The following is a 14,392-nucleotide window of genomic DNA, read 5'->3' as shown; positions in this document are numbered from 1 at the left end:
TCGTTCCGAGCAGCAACGTCTCAAGGTCGGCTCTTGGTCGTGGAGCGCGCGCCGGGGTTGTTGAGGTCGTGCGCGTTGCAAGCGTCAACGTCTCAAGGTCGGCTCTTGGTCGTGGAGCGCGCGCCGGGGTTGTTGAGGTCGTGTTCGTTCCGAGCGTCAACTTCTCAAGGTCGGCCCATGGCTGGGGAGCCCGCGCTGAGGTTGTCGAGTTCGTGCGCGTTGCAAGCGCCAACTTCACAAGATCGGGTGCGGCGCGTGCTGGGGTGGTGCCGGGGTTGTTGAGGTCGTGTTCGGCCCTGACGGGAACTTCTCAAGATCGAGATGGGGGCGGCGCTACGCGTGGATGGGCCTTCGGGTGGCGGTTGCCGGTCGCTGGATGGAGCCTTCCGTGGCACGCTGTCTGCGGCTTCGGTGGTTCTAAGGGCGCAGGGTGATCTTGCCGGTGGTGCGCCGGGCCAAGAGGTCGGTGAAGGCTTCTGCGGCGGCGGTCAGCGGGTAGGACGCGGCCGTCAGTGGGCGGAGCGTGCCCTTCGTGACCAGGTCGAACATTGCTTCCAGCGGGGGACGGAAGGCGTTGGGGACGGTCAGGGCCGGGCGTAGCCAGAAGCCGATCACTGCGGCGTTGCGGTGGGACAGCTCGCCGGGATCGATCAGGGGGCGCGGCTCGCGGGAGGCGTTGCCGAAGGTGACCAGCCGGCCGAAGTTGGCCAGCACGTCCAGGCCCGCGCGGAAGACCTGGCCGCCGACCGACTCGAGGACGATGTCGACCGGGCCGCCGGCGGCTTCGAGGATGCGGTCCGCGTAGCCATCCGGGTCCCCGTCGACGGTTACGTCGGCGCCCAGGGACAGCGCGAGTTCCCGGCGCGACGGGGAGCCGGCCACCGCGATCACCCGGCCCGCGCCGAAGTGCCGGGCCAGCTGGACGGCGAGCGTGCCGACGCCGCCGGCCGCCGCGTTGACCACCACGGTCTCGCCGGGCTGGATCCGGGCGCTGCTGGTCAGCACGTGCCAGGCGGTCAGCCCCTGCACGAGCAGGGCGAGCGCCTCGGCGTCGCTGACCCCGTCCGGGACCGGCACGGCCTCGGCTTCCGCGACCGCCGCCCGCTCCGCGAACCCGCCACCGCCGAACGTCGCCGCCAACACCCGGCGCCCGTCCCCGGCCCGGCCCACCACTTCGGTTCCGGGCACGAACGGCAGCTCCGGCGTCGGCGCATAGGTCCCGGCGATCCGGCTGGTGTCGGCGAAGTTCACCCCGGCCGCAACGACGTCGACGAGCACCTGCCCCGGCCCGGCCACCGGCTCGGCAAGGTCAGCGAGTTCGAGCACCTCGGGTCCACCGAATCGGCTGACCAGGATCGCGCGCATAGCCACCTTCCGAGAGATGCCGGCGGGGGTGCCCGCCGGCCAAGCTTGACGGACGCCGACGGTTGGGCCATCCGCGAGGTCAACTTGCCGGGTCCAGCCGTGGGAAACGGCCTGCCGGATGCAGGCGGTTGGGCCATCTGCGAGGTCGGCTTGTCGGGTCCAGCTGTGGGTTTCGGCCTGCCGGACGCCGGCGGTTGGGCCATCCGTGAGGTCAGATTGTCGGGTCCAGCTGTAGGCAGCCGCCTGCCAGATGCGGGCGGCTGGGTCGACCGGTCGCGGGTTGAGCGAAGGTTTGTTCTTGCCGGCGGGGTCGTCCGTCGGTCAGCTTGTCGGACGACTTCGGTTGGGCCATCCGCGACGTCTGCTTGCCCGGCCCGCCGAGGATCGGGCGAGGGTTCGGCTCGCCGTATCCCGGCGGGTGGGTCATTTGCGTGGTCAGGTGGCTGGGGTCCAGTTGAGGGCTGGGGCCACGGTTTCGGCCAGGTCGGTCAGCAGGCGGATGTTTTCGGGCAGGGTGAAGGCTGGGGGCAGGAACAGGACCAGCTCGTCGGCGGCGGCCAGGCCGGGATCGGCCAGGACGGCGTCGATCACCGAAGCTGGGGCGCCGTGGTAGACCGGGCTCATCACCATGCCGGGTGGCAGCTCCGCCGTGAGCGTGGGTTCCAGCGCGCCTCGCGGGCGGGAAGCGGCCGGGCCGTGGGTGCGCCGCTCCAGGTCGTAGGCCGCGTAGACCGCGCGCAACGAAGCGGTCGGGCCGGGCAGGATCGAGGCGGCCACGGAGACCGGCGGCGCGGCGGTGCCGTGGGCGGCGGTCCAGGCGTTGCGGTATTCCTTGATCAGGCGGGCCTGGTGCTCGGGGAAGGACTCGCCCGCCGGGACGTCGTGCAGGATCGTGCCGGTGATCAGGCGCAGGCCCTGGCGGGCGGCGTTGACGGCCGAGGCGATGCTGCCCGAGCCGTAGCGGATGCGGTCGCGCAGGCCGGGGCTGTGCGGGGTGACGCGCAGTTCGGTGCCGACCGGCGGGCCGCCGATGCCTTTGCGGGCGGTGACCGTGTGGATCGGCTCGCCGGCCACGCCGCGCAGGAACAGGGCCAGCCGGCGCTGCCCCTCGGTGCGCGCGTCGGAGGAGACCGCGCCGAACACCCCGTCCCACTGGTCGGTGCCGCTGGAGAAGGCCAGCTGCAAACGGCCGCCGACCAGCAGGTCGGTGGTGCCGGCCGCCTCGGCCAGCAGGATGGGCTCCTGGTAACGGGCCGGAATGACCGCGCTGCCCAGGGTGATCCGGCTGGTGTGCTGGCCGGCCGCGGCGAAGAACGGCAGCGGCGACGACAGGTAGTTGTCGAAGTGCCGCTGGTAGGCCCAGCCGGACTGGTAGCCGAGGTCCTCGGCCGCCTTGAACAGGTCGATGCCCTCGCGCAGGCCGCGCGCGGCCTCGCCGGCCGGGAACGAGACCCGGGTGTTGAAACCGAGACTGGTCATGTCACTCCTCCGAACTGGCGGTTCCACGCTTTGACCAGCCCGGCGTAGGGGCCGGGCACGCCGACGAGATCCCCGTGCGGCCCGGACTGGGCGATCCGGCCGTCGTCGAAGACGAGGACCCGGTCGGCGGTCTCGGCGGTGATCATGCGGTGGGCGATGGAGACGGTGGTGCGGCCGCGGGTCAGCGCGGCCAGGGCCTGCTGTACGGCGACGTCGGTGGCCGGGTCGATGCCGGAGGTGGCCTCGTCGAACACCACCAGGTCGGGGTCGACCAGGGCGGTCCGGGCGAGCGCGACAAGCTGCCGTTCGCCGGCCGAGAGCCGGTCCCCGCGCAGGCCGACCGCCGTGTCCAGGCCCTCGGGCAGGGTGGCGAACCAGTCGTGCAGCCCGAGCCGGGCGAGGATGTCCAGCACCTCGTCATCGGTGGCACTCGGCCGGCCGAGCCGGACGTTCGCGACGATGCTCCCGTCGAACAGGAACGGGTCCTGCGGCACGATGACCACCCGCCCGGCCAGGCTGCGGTCGTCGAGCTGCTCGAGCGGCACCCCGCTGAGCTGGATCGTTCCAGAAGCAGGTTCGAGGCGCCGGGTGAGCAGCTTCGCGAAGGTGGACTTGCCGGAGCCGGTCCGCCCGACGATCGCCACGTGCTCGCCGGCTTCCAGGTGCACGCTCACGTCGTGCAGGACCAGGGGCCCGTCGCCGTAGCGGGCCGACACGCCGGCCACCGACACCGAGACGGGCCCGTCCGGCAGGGGAGTTCCATCCCGTACCACCGCACTGGGGGTGGTGACCAGCTCCAAAGCCCGACGCCAGCCGGTGAGCGCGTTCTGCGCCTCGCCGAGGCTTTGTACCAGGAACTGCAGCGGCCGCACGAAGAACGTCACCAGGAAGACCATGGCCACCACCTCACCGGCGGTCAGGCCGGTCCGCCGCCCCCACCACACCCCGCCGAGCAGCACCGCCACGGTCATCGTGGATATCGCCAGCTCACCGAGCGAGGTGTTGCCGTGCAGCGGCGGCAGGGTGCGCAGCAGGCTGTCGCGGGCCTGGTCGACCGCCTCGTCGAGCTTCGCCCGGGTCCGCTCGCCGGTCCCGGTCGAGCGGATCACCGGTCCGCCGAGGACCGATTCGGCCACCGCCGACTGCATCCGCGCGAGGTCGCCGCGGGCCCGGTGGTAGCGCCGGGCGATCAACTTCTGCATGCCGGCCATCGCGGCCAGCAGAAGAGCGGCAATGACGAGTACGGGCAAAGCAAGCTGCCAGCTGTACGCGCACATGATGACCGTGGCGATGACCAGCTGGGCGCCGTTGGTGAGGAATTGGATGCCACCGCCCTGCAGAAACGTGGTCACCTGGTCGACGTCGCTGGTCAGCCGGGTGACCAGATCGGCGCTGGGCAGCCGGTCGGCGGTGCTGGCGGCCATGTCGTGCACCCGGCGCAGCCCGGCCCGGCGCAGTCCGGCCAGGGCCTGCTCGATCCGGTCCTGGACCCGCCGGTTCAGCACCATGGACGACGCGCCGGCCACCACCACGGCCGCCCCGCCGACGGCGACGGCCGGCCCGATCGTGTGCGGGGCGAGCCCGGCGTCGATGGCGTGCTGCACGGTCAGCGGCGCGATGATCCGGCCGGCCCCGGCGGCCAGCGCGAGCAGGATGGTGACCGGCAGCCCTTGGCGCAGCGAGGGGGAGACACGCAGCGCGGTGCGGAACCCCCTGAGTTCAGGACGCGCGAGACTGGTCATACGCGGTGACGATCCTTTCGTACTCCGGCACGGCGGCCAGCTCGGCGGGAGTGCCGTCGGCGACGATCCGGCCGCCGCGCACCAGCACCACCCGGTCGGCGAACTCGACCGCGGCCGGCCGGTTGCTGGTGATCAGGACGGTCGGCCCGCCGCGCAGCTGTTCCAGCACCTGCCGTTCGACGCGCGGGTCGAGCGCCGAGGTGGCGTCGTCGAGCACCAGCAGCCGTGGTTCGCGCAGCACCGCCCGGGCGATGCAGATCCGCTGCCGCTGCCCGCCGGACAGCGTGGCGCCGCGTTCCCCGACCACCGTGTCGAGCCCGTGGGGCAGGCCGCGGACCACGTCGTCGGCGGCTGCCGCGTGTAGCGCCCGCCAGATCTGGTGTTCCGAGTAATCGCGGGACAGGGTCAGGTTGTCGCGGATGGACTCGGCGAACAGGAACGGGTTCTGCGACACCACCGCGACGTTCTCCGGCACCGCGCCGCGGGCCAGTTCCCGCACGTCGACCCCGTCGAACAGCACCACGCCGTCGGTCGGGTGGGCCTGCCCGCCGGCCAGGTCGAGCAGGGTGGTCTTGCCGGCCCCGACCGCGCCGACCACCACGGTGACCGTGCCGGCCGCCAGGGTGAGCGACGCGTCGTCGAGGATCCGGCGGTCCTGCCGGGTGACGCCGGCCGCGCGCACCTCGACCCGGAGCGGGCGCACGTGGCGGAGCCGCCGCGCGCCGAAGCGCACCACGTCCGGGTTCTCCAGCACGGCGTGCACCCGCTCCCGGCCGGCGCCCGACATGGGCAGCATGGAGAGGAACCGGCTGATCACGTTGAGCGGGATCGAGATGGTGATCAGGAGATAGACGACGCCGACCAGGTCCCCGACGGTGAGTGCGCCGGCCTGCACCCGGGGTGCGCCGGCGGCCAGCACGACCAGGACGGCGACGGTCGGCAGCAGTTCCAGCAGCGGGTCGAAGGTCGAGCTGACCGAGGCCATCCGCATGTCGGCGACGCGCAACCGGTCGACCGCCGGGGCGAACCGGGCGTCCTCGCTGTCGGTGAGCCCGAGGCTGCGTACCACCGGGCCGCCCTCGATCGACTCGTGCGCGACCGCGCCGACCTGGCCGCGGGCCGCCTGCGCGGCCCGTGCTCGCGGCGCGAGCAACCGCTGGTAGATCACGTTGAGGGTGAGCACCCCGGCGATCAGGGCCAGTCCGACCAGGCCGAGCAGCAGGTCCCGGCGGAACAGCTCGGCCAGGGCCAGCAGCAGCATGAACACCATGCCGACCGCGAAGTACGCGAACTGCATGGGCGACCAGAGCGCGTCGACGTCGGAGACCGCGTGGGCCAGCAACTGGCCGGGGGAGCGGTGCCGGTGCCAGCCCGGGTCGAGTTCGAGGTAGCGGCGGACCACCGCCCGGCGGGTCTCGGCCTGGGCGCGGTATTGCACCCGGCCGGTGGCGATGCCGCGCACGAAGATGGTGGTCCAGCGCACCGTGGAGATGCCCAGGACCAGCCCGGCACTGATCCACCAGGCGCCGGCCGGCACGTCCTTCCCGCCCAGCGCCGGGATGACCAGGTGGTCGGTGGACCAGCCGATCGCGGAGGCTCCGACGACCATGGTGGCGCCGTTGATCAGGCCGGTGACGGTGGCGACCAGCGCCGGACCCGGGTGTGCCCGGGCTCCGGCGAACTGGGCGGCGAGGGCGGAACGGCGGCGGGTCTCAGGCGGCATTGGGGGCGGTGGCGAACTCGGCGTACTCCGGGCCGTAGTTTCCGGGGTGTTCGGCCTGGAAGCCGCTGCGCTGCCCGGTCGCCTTGCGGTGGGCGATCTCCTGGCGGACCAGCGGCAGGATGTAGCGGCCGTAGTCGACGGCGTCGGCGAGGGTGTCGTAACCGCGGATCGACACCAGCGACGCGCCCTGGTCGACGTAGTCGAGGATCGCCGCGGCGACCGTCTCGGGCGAGCCGACCAGCGCGGTCGACGCCCCGGCGGCGTTGGTGGCGGCGGCGGTCTTGGTCCAGAGCGCCCGGTCGTACAGCTCGGAGCGGTTGGCGAAGGCCAGGGCCCGCTGCGAGCCGACGTTCTGCGGAGTGCCCTGCGCGTGTGGCCGTACCTTGGCGAAGTTGGCGGCGACCCGGGTGACGTACTCGTGGGCTTTCTCCCAGGCCAGCTTGTCGGTCTGGGCGATGATCGGCCGGAACGTCACCCAGATCCGGGGCAGCGTGGTGCGGCCGGACGCGCGGGCGATGCCGTGCACCCGATCGATCTCGCTGCGCAGGTCGTCGAGCGGCTCACCCCAGAAGCTGAAGATGTCGCCCTTGGCCCCGCCGATCTCGAACGCCTCGTCGGACTGGCCGCCGATGGAGATCGGGATCGGGCTGGCGTACGGCGCGAAACCCGGCCCGAAGCCCTCGAACTTGTAGAACTCGCCGTCGTGGTCGAACGGCGCCGGCTCGGTCCAGGAGCGGCGCAGCAGGTCCACGTACTCCGAGGTGCGCGCGTACCGCTTGGTCTTGGGCAGGTAGTCGCCCTGCCGGGCCTGCTCGGCGTCGTTGCCGCCGGTGATCAGGTGGACCACCGCGCGGCCCTCGGTGAGCTGGTCGAGGGTGGCGAGCTTCTGCGCGGCCACGGTCGGGAAGGTGGTGTTGGGCCGCAGCGCGACGATCGGCTTGATCCGCTCGCTGAGCTGCCCGACCGCGCTGGCCAGCACGAACGAGTCGGCGCTGGCCGACCCGTACGGCAGCAGGGTGTAGTCGAAGCCACCCTCCTCGAGCGTCCGCACGTACCTGCGGAAGAACGTGAGGTCGATGCCGCGCGACGGCACCGGGTTGAGCTCAGTCGACGGGTTGGGGTGGGTGAGGCTGATGAACTCCACCTCCGGCGAGGCGGTCGTCGGGATGGCCGGTTCGAAGGCGTCGGCACTCATGGCGGAGTCCTCTCTGCAATTCTCTACAACACCTACGAAACTAGTAGGCAATTGCGGACCCTGTCCATCGCGGATTCGCGATCGGCACTGATCACAGCTACTTATCAGCGACCAAAATGATTGCCGATCAGCAAGTACGGGTACCCCCATGTCGTTCGCACGATGAGCTGGAGGCATGAGATGGCTTTTGACGACAAGGTTGACAACAAGGCCGAGGAATTCGGCGGCAAGGTCAAAGAGGGCGTCGGCAAGGCCACCGACGACGAGCAGCTCGAGGCCGAGGGTAAGGCCGACCAGAGTGGCTCGAAGCTGAAGCAAGCCGTGGAGAACGTCAAGGACGCCTTCAAGTCCTGACGCCCCCTGCGACTCGAACGGCCCGGTGGTTCACCGGGCCGTTTTAGCTGTTCGTGGCCAGGTTGCGCAGGTGGGCGGCGAAGCCGTGCGGGGCGCGGCCGTCGGTCCGGGCACTCGTTCGCACCGGGCAGCCGGCGTCGGTGACCACTCGGCCGCCGGTGGCCCGGATCCGGGCCACCAGGCCGCGGTCCTCGTCGCTGGGCAGTTCCGGGAAGCCGCCCGCGGCCAGGTAGGCGGACGCGCGGAAGCCCAGGTTGGCGCCGTGGATGTGCCCGTGCCGCGCGCCGGCGACCAGCTCCCGGTAGCGGCGCTCGTAGCGGGACGGCATCGGCCCGGGCCAGCCCGACCAGTCGTCCACCTCGACGGTGCCGGCCACCAGGTCAGCCCCGGCGCGGGCATGACCCAGCTGCCATTCCAGCCAGTTCGGTGGTACCCGGCTGTCGGCGTCGGTGGTGGCCAGCCAGAGTGCCCCTCCGCGCAACGCCTCCGCGACTCCGGCGGCTCGCGCCCGCCCGACGTTTCGCTCCTCGATCGTCACGACGTCGGCGCCGCCGGCCGCCGCGACCAGGGCGGTGTCGTCGGTGCAGCCGTCCGCTACGACGATGAGCCGCGCGCCGACCGCGCGCAGGGCGTTGAGGCACGCCGGGAGCAGGGCCTGTTCGTCGTGGGCGGGCACGATGACGGCGACATGCGTCATACCAGGCCCGCGCGCTGCGCAACCGACGCCGGGTCGCGGCCGAACACCTCCAGGATGAAGTCGGCCTCCTCGTGCCGGGCCAGCCGGTGCAGGCCGGGTAGGGCCGCGATCGCCGCGTGCACCTCGTCGCCGGAGCGGGCGTGCTCCTCGACCGGCCATCGCCAGTGCACGGCCACCAGGTCACCGTCCGGGTCGAGGGACGCGACCGCCCGGTCCAGCAGGGTCGCCAGGTCGGCGTCGGCGAAGTAGTAGCCCAGCTCGGACAGCACGATCAGGTCGAACGTGCCGTCCGGCCACTCGTGCGGCATCCGCCCGGTGCGAACCTCGACGTGCGGCTGGCCGGCGACCCGGCCGGCGGCGGTCGCGACGGCCGAGGCGACCGCGTCCACGGCGAGCAACCGGTCGCAGCGACCGGCCAGGCGCGCGGTCAGCATGCCGGTCGAACAGCCCGGCTCGAACCCGGACCGGTAGCGGCGGCGCGGCAGCGCGTCCACCGTGAGCGTGTGCTTGCGAGCGTCGTACCAGCGGGTCTCGAAGCTCCACGGGTCCGGGTCGGCCGCGTACATCTGCTCGAAATAGCTGATCGGGGTGGTCATTCGAAGATCACCTCGTACGGCCGGGCGAACCGGGCGAGCACGTGCGGCGGCAGGATCGCGGCGTCCGCCTCGGCCGGCCCGAGCGGTTCGATCTGGCTGGGGAATGCCGCGATCGCGGCCGCCTTGGCCGCCTGCGCGGCCGGCGGCAGATCAATCCGCCGGGCCCGCGACCAGGGCACATCAGGATCATCGGGGTACGCCCAATGCCAGGTCCAGACCGGGTACTCGAGCAGCCGCGCCCCGGTCTCGGCACAGGCTCGCGCCGCGGCCCGCCCGGCCGCCTCGTGATCGGGATGCCCGTCCCCGCGCCACGTCACCAGGCACCACCGGCCCGGCGTGAGCAGCTTCGCCAGATCCGCGGCCAGGCGGTCCTCGTCGATGCCGCCGTCGGCCTGCCCGAGCCGGAACACGGTCCCGTCGATCCGCAGCCGGCGCAGCGCCTCGGCGGTCTCGGCCCGCCGGATCGCGGCGAGTTCCCCGCGGGTGTGCACGAACGACCCGGGGTGCGAGGCCTCGCCGTCGGTGACCGCGGCGAGGTCGGCCGCGCCGAGCACACTCATCAGCCCGGCCACGCCGAGAATCTCGTCGTCCGGGTGCGGCGCGACCACCAGCGGCGGCCCGGGCGGATCGAGCTCCAGCGCCGGCCACTGATCCGGTGCGCTCCACGCCCGCCAGGTCGCCTCGGTGGTGCCCTCGCCGGCGATCGGCCTCACCATCGGTCGTCTCCGTCGGCGAGGAGGCGGCCCAGCTGTTCGAGGTCGCCCTCGGCGTGGCTCTGGCGCAGGTAGACGGTGAGGTCGGCGACCCGCCGGGCGTGCGTGGCGTCGCGGCACAGCGGGCCGGCGCCCAGGGCCCGGCCCACCCGGTCGAGGACCTCGGTGGCGGTGGCCTCGACGGTGGCCCGGACCCGCAGGGCCAGCCGGTGGGCGTCGGCCTTCGGGTCGGCGTCGATCGTGGCGGCCGCCTCGGCCAGCACCGCGCCGGCCGCCCCGAGGGCCACGTCGACCGCGCCCAGATGGGCGAGGGCGTGCGGGCCGACGTCCTTGCGGCGGGCCGCGTCGAGCAGGGTGTCGGCCACGCCCAGGGCGCCGCCGAACCAGCAGGCGGCCACGCCGACGCCGCCGTGCCAGAAACCCGGCCGATCGACGTACGCGCCGGGGCCGCCGACCGCCCGGGCCGGCGCGTCGGTGAAGCGGATCGTGCGGCTGTCGCTGCCGGCCATCCCGATCGCCGGCCAGGTGTCGTCGAGGGGGATCGCGTGCGGTGCCTCGTTGCGGACCGCGAACAGCCGGATCCCGTCCTCGGCCGCCGCGGTGACCAGGGCGTCGGTGCACCAGGCCGCGCCCGAGCACCACGGCCGGTCGCCGGTCAGGCGCCAGCCGGCGGGACCGTGCTCAGCCCGTACCGACGAAGGAGCCGCCGCCCAGACCCCCCAGCGCTCCCCGTCGTTGTTCTCGCCGATTTCGGCGAGAATGGCCACCGCGTCCAGGTGGCCCTCGGCCAGGCGGCAGTCGACCAGGTCGGCACGGCCGAGCGCGGCCAGGCCGCGTAGGCGTTCCGCGGTGGCGCCGTGGCCGGGAAGTGGCAGGTCAGGCAGGGCGATCATGGGCACAGCCGGTAGGTACCCGGCTGGCGGCCGGTCAACCTTGCTTGCCCGGCAGCAAACGTCTCACTGCCCGAACGCCGCCCGGAAGCGGGCCAGGGCCAGGTCGGAGTCCTCCGACGCCCAGGCCTCCAGGCCGACGACGCCCTGATAGCCGAGCCGGCGCAGGGCGACCGCGACGGCCGGGTAGTGGATCTCGCCGGTGCCCGGTTCACGGCGGCCCGGGACGTCGGCGACCTGGATCTCGCCGAGGTACGGTAAAGCCCGCTCGACCAGCTCGATCAGGTTTCCCTCGCCGATCTGGGCGTGGTAGAGGTCGAGGTTGAGCCGCAGGTGCGGGCTGTCGACCGCCTGGACCAGCGTCAGCGTGTCGGCGGCGCGGGCGAACGGCGTACCCGGATGGTCTGTCTCGGTGTTGAGGTTTTCCAGGGTGAACACCCGGCCGGCCCGTTCGCCCAGCTCGGCCAGGCGGGTCAGGGTGCGGGCGGCGGTCAGCCACATCGACGGCGTGACCTCGGTGGCCGGAACCACCGGCAGGCCGCGAGCCTCATTTCGCCTCGATCCGCACCGGGTGGCCGGTGCGCACCGACTCGGCGGCGGCCAGCGCGATGGCCAGGGCGGCGCGGGCGTCCTCGCCGGTCACCGGCGGCGGCGCGCCGGTGCGCACGGCCGCGGCGAACGCCGCCAGCTCGGCGACGTAGGCGTCGCCGAACAGCTCCTGGTCGCTGCGGGCCGTCTCGATCATCCGCCCGGCGGCATAGGAGAAGACCATGCCGGTACGCCGACCGTCGCCCATCGTGGCCATCCCGCCCGAGCCGAGCACCTCGCCCCGCACGTCGTAGCCGTAGCTGGCCTCGAAGCATGCCTCGGCCGTGCCGACCGCCCCGTTGTCGAAGCGCACCGTGACGACCGCGGTGTCGAGCAGCCCACGGTCCCGCCAGTCGCTCTCGACCAGCGCGTCGGCGACCGCGAACACCTCGACCGCGGCGGCTCCCGGGTTGAGGAACCGCAGCGTGTCGAAGTCGTGGATCAGCGTCTCCAGGAAGATCGTGCCGGGCGCGACCCGGGCCGGGTCGAAGCCGCCCGGGTCGCGGGTCACCGACCGCAGCAGCCGGGGCGTGCCGAGCTGCCCGGTGTCGAGCAGCGTGCGGGCGGCCGCCCAGTCCGGCACGAAGCGCCGGTTGAACCCGGCCTGCAGCACCACTCCGGCGGCCCGGCAGGCGTCGATGGCCCGGTCGGCGTCGGCCAGCGTGAGAGCCGCCGGTTTCTCGCAGAACACGTGCTTGCCGGCCTGCGCGGCCGCGACGATCAGGCCGGCGTGGAACCGGGCCGGCGCGGCGATGACCACCGCGTCGATCTCCGGGTCGGCCCACACCTGCGCCGCGTCGGTGTAGGCGCGGTCGGCACCGAGCTCGGCGGCCAGCCGCTGCGCGGCGCCCGGGGCCGGATCCGCGACGGCGACGAGGCGGGTGGCGGGCAGGCGGCGGCTGAGAGTTTCACCGTGGAACGAGCCCATCCGGCCCGATCCGATCAGAGCAAACCTGGAACGTTCCATGTTTTTGAGCGTGCGCCGGTCATTCCAAAGAGGTCAAGGTGGATGCCTGGAACGTTCCAGGATGTGCGATTACGCTGGCCGCGTGCCCTCCTTCCATGGTGAAGATCGAAGACCGACACTGTCCGATGTGGCCGCCCGGGCCGGTGTCTCCAAGTCCCTGGTGTCGCTGGTCATGCGGGCCGAGCCCGGGGCGAGCGCGGAAACCCGGCGACGCGTCCAGGAGGCGGCCGACCAGCTCGGCTACCAGCCCGACAGCCGCGCCCGGCTGCTGCGCAGCGGCCGCACCCGGCTGCTCGGCGTGGTCTTCGGCATCCAGCACACCTTCCACGCCGACCTGGTCACCGAGCTGTACGCGGCGGCCCGCGAGACCGGCTTCGAACTGGCGCTGAGCGCCGTGACCCCCGGCCGCGACGAGCCGGAGGCGATCAACGGCCTGCTCCAGGACCGGTGCGAGGCCCTGCTGATGGTCGCGCCGAGGTCACCGGTGGCCGCCCTGGCCCGGCTGGCGGCGAGGCTTCCGGTGGTGGTGCTGGCCCGGGGGGTGCGCGACGCCGCGGTCGACGTGGTCCGCAACGCCGACGCCGACGGCATGCACCTGGCCGTCGACCACCTGGTCCGCCTCGGCCACAGCCGGATCGCGCACATCGACGGAGGCCGGGCGGCCGGTGCGGCCGACCGCCGCCGCGGTTATCGCGACGCGATGGGCTGGAACGGCCTGGCCGCGTCGGTGCGGATCGTGCCCGGCGGCCTGACCGAGGAGGATGGCGCGGCCGCCGCCCGCGCCTTGCTCGACGACCTGCCGACCGCGGTGGCCGTCTTCAACGACCGCTGCGCCACCGGCGTCCTGGACGTGCTGACCCGGGCCCGGGTCGAGGTGCCGGCCGAGATCAGCGTGATCGGCTACGACGACGACCGCCTGGCCCGGCTGTCGCACCTCGACCTCACCACGGTCGCCCAGGACACCGCGGCGATGGCCCGGCTGGCAGTGGGCCGCGCGATCGAACGCGCCGAGGGTTCCCCGGTCGGCCGCCGCGAGCTGGTGGCGCCACCCCGGCTGGTCGTCCGCGGCACCACCGGCCCATGCGTGTCCAGATAGTCTCCGAATCCGCCTTCACCGTGCCCGGTCATGGCGTCCATTCGGCCTTCCTCGAACACGTCCAATACCTGACCGGGTGTCCTGGGATGCGGCCGATAGTCAACGGTCGCCCGCGCCGGGACGCCGACATCGTCCACGTGCACACCACCGGACCGTATGCGGCCGTGCTGCTGCTCACCGGCCGGGGTGCCAAGGTGGCCAGCGCGCACGTGGTCCCCGATTCGCTGCGAGGCAGCATCGTCGGCGCCCGCATCCTTCGCCGGCTGATCCGGGCCTACCTGACCTGGTTCTACAACCGAGCCGACCTGGTGATCGCGGTGAGTGAGGCGGTCCAGGCCGACCTGACGGCCATGCAAATCAAAACCCCAATCAAGATCATCCCCAACTGGGTACGGGTGACAGAGGCGCGCCAATCTCCGTCTTTGCGGGCGTCACTGGGACTCGGCGAGTCCGATGTGCTGGTGGTCAGCGTCGGTCAGATGCAGCCCCGCAAGGGCGTGACCGGATTCCTGGCCGCCGCCCGTGCGCTGCCGCAACTCCAGTTCTTGTGGGTGGGCGACGCCATCTTCGGCCCTGCCTCCAGCGGCCGGATCACCCTGCGGCGAGCGCTCGCGTCGGCCCCGCCGAATGTGCGGTGGGCCGGCCAGGTCCCGCGCGAGAGGGTCTACGACTTCCTGGCCGCCGCCGACATCTACCTGTCCCTGTCCGAGCACGAGACCTTCGGTCTGGCCGTCCTGGAGGCTGCCTCTTTCGGGTGCCCGCTCGTCCTCGCCGACCTGCCGGTATTCCGCACGACCTACGGCGACGCCGCCCAGTACTCGCCGCCCGGCGGCCCGGCGCCGCTGCTGTCGGCCCTGGCCGGGAGTGCGGCCGAGCGACGGCAGTGGGGTGCCCGGGCAGCCGGGGCGGCCCGGAAGTACGACGCCGAGTCCGGCGGCGAGCAGCTACTCGCCGCCTATCGGCGGTTGTTGTCCCGCTGAGCCGTGT

The 14,392-nt window shown here is 72.8% G+C and carries 14 protein-coding genes; 3 read left to right on the top strand and 11 right to left on the bottom strand.

The annotated features are described in order from the left end of the window. Nucleotides 1-417: 417 nt before the first annotated feature. The 5 genes from Ate02nite_RS14295 to Ate02nite_RS14275 form a co-directional block, all read right to left on the bottom strand. Nucleotides 418-1,365 (bottom strand): quinone oxidoreductase family protein, encoded by a 948-nt coding sequence (locus tag Ate02nite_RS14295; protein ID WP_203805453.1) that lies wholly within the window; start codon nucleotides 1,363-1,365, stop codon nucleotides 418-420. A gap of 435 nt (nucleotides 1,366-1,800) precedes the next feature. Beyond that, complete coding sequence (locus tag Ate02nite_RS49425) at nucleotides 1,801-2,844, bottom strand: LLM class flavin-dependent oxidoreductase (RefSeq protein ID WP_203805451.1); 1,044 nt, start codon at nucleotides 2,842-2,844, stop codon at nucleotides 1,801-1,803. Continuing rightward, entirely contained in the window at nucleotides 2,841-4,586 is a 1,746-nt protein-coding gene (locus Ate02nite_RS14285; protein ID WP_203805449.1) for an ABC transporter ATP-binding protein, read from the bottom strand. Before Ate02nite_RS14285 ends, Ate02nite_RS49425 begins: the two co-directional genes overlap by 4 nt. Continuing rightward, nucleotides 4,564-6,309: an ABC transporter ATP-binding protein gene (locus Ate02nite_RS14280; protein WP_203805447.1), complete on the bottom strand. Its 1,746-nt coding sequence runs from the start codon at nucleotides 6,307-6,309 to the stop codon at nucleotides 4,564-4,566. Before Ate02nite_RS14280 ends, Ate02nite_RS14285 begins: the two co-directional genes overlap by 23 nt. Beyond that, complete coding sequence (locus tag Ate02nite_RS14275; RefSeq protein ID WP_203805445.1) at nucleotides 6,299-7,504, bottom strand: LLM class flavin-dependent oxidoreductase; 1,206 nt, start codon at nucleotides 7,502-7,504, stop codon at nucleotides 6,299-6,301. Before Ate02nite_RS14275 ends, Ate02nite_RS14280 begins: the two co-directional genes overlap by 11 nt. A 180-nt stretch (nucleotides 7,505-7,684) precedes the next feature. Here Ate02nite_RS14275 and Ate02nite_RS14270 point away from each other — a divergent pair, with 180 nt between their 5' ends. Continuing rightward, nucleotides 7,685-7,858, top strand: a complete 174-nt coding sequence (locus tag Ate02nite_RS14270; protein WP_203805443.1) for a CsbD family protein — start codon at nucleotides 7,685-7,687, stop codon at nucleotides 7,856-7,858. 43 nt (nucleotides 7,859-7,901) lie between these two features. Here Ate02nite_RS14270 and Ate02nite_RS14265 read toward each other — a convergent pair whose 3' ends face one another. From Ate02nite_RS14265 to Ate02nite_RS14240, 6 genes are all read right to left on the bottom strand, one after another. Next, a complete protein-coding gene (locus Ate02nite_RS14265) occupies nucleotides 7,902-8,555 on the bottom strand; it encodes a glycosyltransferase family 2 protein (protein WP_203805441.1) in 654 nt (217 codons plus the stop codon). Then, nucleotides 8,552-9,151 (bottom strand): SAM-dependent methyltransferase, encoded by a 600-nt coding sequence (locus tag Ate02nite_RS14260; protein ID WP_203805439.1) that lies wholly within the window; start codon nucleotides 9,149-9,151, stop codon nucleotides 8,552-8,554. The genes Ate02nite_RS14265 and Ate02nite_RS14260 overlap by 4 nt, the downstream gene beginning before the upstream one ends. Next, complete coding sequence (locus Ate02nite_RS14255) at nucleotides 9,148-9,867, bottom strand: PIG-L deacetylase family protein (RefSeq protein WP_203805437.1); 720 nt, start codon at nucleotides 9,865-9,867, stop codon at nucleotides 9,148-9,150. The genes Ate02nite_RS14260 and Ate02nite_RS14255 overlap by 4 nt, the downstream gene beginning before the upstream one ends. Next, on the bottom strand, nucleotides 9,861-10,757 hold the full coding sequence (locus Ate02nite_RS14250) for an acyl-CoA dehydrogenase family protein (protein ID WP_203805435.1): 897 nt from the start codon (nucleotides 10,755-10,757) through the stop codon (nucleotides 9,861-9,863). The genes Ate02nite_RS14255 and Ate02nite_RS14250 overlap by 7 nt, the downstream gene beginning before the upstream one ends. A gap of 63 nt (nucleotides 10,758-10,820) precedes the next feature. After that, the gene (locus tag Ate02nite_RS14245; protein WP_203805432.1) at nucleotides 10,821-11,285 is read right to left on the bottom strand and encodes a TIM barrel protein; all 465 of its coding nucleotides are present in this window, start codon (nucleotides 11,283-11,285) and stop codon (nucleotides 10,821-10,823) included. A 16-nt stretch (nucleotides 11,286-11,301) separates the two neighbouring features. Next, entirely contained in the window at nucleotides 11,302-12,309 is a 1,008-nt protein-coding gene (locus Ate02nite_RS14240; RefSeq protein ID WP_203805430.1) for a Gfo/Idh/MocA family oxidoreductase, read from the bottom strand. 82 nt (nucleotides 12,310-12,391) lie between these two features. Here Ate02nite_RS14240 and Ate02nite_RS14235 point away from each other — a divergent pair, with 82 nt between their 5' ends. Both Ate02nite_RS14235 and Ate02nite_RS14230 read left to right on the top strand, forming a co-directional pair. Further along, on the top strand, nucleotides 12,392-13,405 hold the full coding sequence (locus Ate02nite_RS14235) for a LacI family DNA-binding transcriptional regulator (RefSeq protein WP_239147397.1): 1,014 nt from the start codon (nucleotides 12,392-12,394) through the stop codon (nucleotides 13,403-13,405). Beyond that, nucleotides 13,390-14,385: a glycosyltransferase family 4 protein gene (locus Ate02nite_RS14230; protein ID WP_203805426.1), complete on the top strand. Its 996-nt coding sequence runs from the start codon at nucleotides 13,390-13,392 to the stop codon at nucleotides 14,383-14,385. The genes Ate02nite_RS14235 and Ate02nite_RS14230 overlap by 16 nt, the downstream gene beginning before the upstream one ends. Nucleotides 14,386-14,392: the final 7 nt, after the last annotated feature.

It is taken from the genome of Paractinoplanes tereljensis (assembly GCF_016862435.1).
GTDB lineage: Bacteria > Actinomycetota > Actinomycetes > Mycobacteriales > Micromonosporaceae > Actinoplanes > Actinoplanes tereljensis.
The sequence above is the reverse complement of the archived record's forward strand: the minus strand, read 5'-3'. Positions and strand labels throughout refer to the sequence as shown.

Excerpts from the sequence above, each read along its gene's own strand:
- Ate02nite_RS14265 (WP_203805441.1), bottom strand. The coding sequence starts at position 8,555 with ATGACGCATGTCGCCGTCATCGTGCCCGCCCACGACGAACAGGCCCTG.
- Ate02nite_RS14250 (WP_203805435.1), bottom strand. The coding sequence starts at position 10,757 with ATGATCGCCCTGCCTGACCTGCCACTTCCCGGCCACGGCGCCACCGCG.
- Ate02nite_RS49425 (WP_203805451.1), bottom strand. The coding sequence starts at position 2,844 with ATGACCAGTCTCGGTTTCAACACCCGGGTCTCGTTCCCGGCCGGCGAG.
- Ate02nite_RS14270 (WP_203805443.1), top strand. The coding sequence starts at position 7,685 with ATGGCTTTTGACGACAAGGTTGACAACAAGGCCGAGGAATTCGGCGGC.
- Ate02nite_RS14255 (WP_203805437.1), bottom strand. The coding sequence starts at position 9,867 with ATGGTGAGGCCGATCGCCGGCGAGGGCACCACCGAGGCGACCTGGCGG.
- Ate02nite_RS14295 (WP_203805453.1), bottom strand. The coding sequence starts at position 1,365 with ATGCGCGCGATCCTGGTCAGCCGATTCGGTGGACCCGAGGTGCTCGAA.
- Ate02nite_RS14240 (WP_203805430.1), bottom strand. The coding sequence starts at position 12,309 with ATGGAACGTTCCAGGTTTGCTCTGATCGGATCGGGCCGGATGGGCTCG.
- Ate02nite_RS14280 (WP_203805447.1), bottom strand. The coding sequence starts at position 6,309 with ATGCCGCCTGAGACCCGCCGCCGTTCCGCCCTCGCCGCCCAGTTCGCC.
- Ate02nite_RS14275 (WP_203805445.1), bottom strand. The coding sequence starts at position 7,504 with ATGAGTGCCGACGCCTTCGAACCGGCCATCCCGACGACCGCCTCGCCG.
- Ate02nite_RS14230 (WP_203805426.1), top strand. The coding sequence starts at position 13,390 with ATGCGTGTCCAGATAGTCTCCGAATCCGCCTTCACCGTGCCCGGTCAT.
- Ate02nite_RS14260 (WP_203805439.1), bottom strand. The coding sequence starts at position 9,151 with ATGACCACCCCGATCAGCTATTTCGAGCAGATGTACGCGGCCGACCCG.
- Ate02nite_RS14285 (WP_203805449.1), bottom strand. The coding sequence starts at position 4,586 with ATGACCAGTCTCGCGCGTCCTGAACTCAGGGGGTTCCGCACCGCGCTG.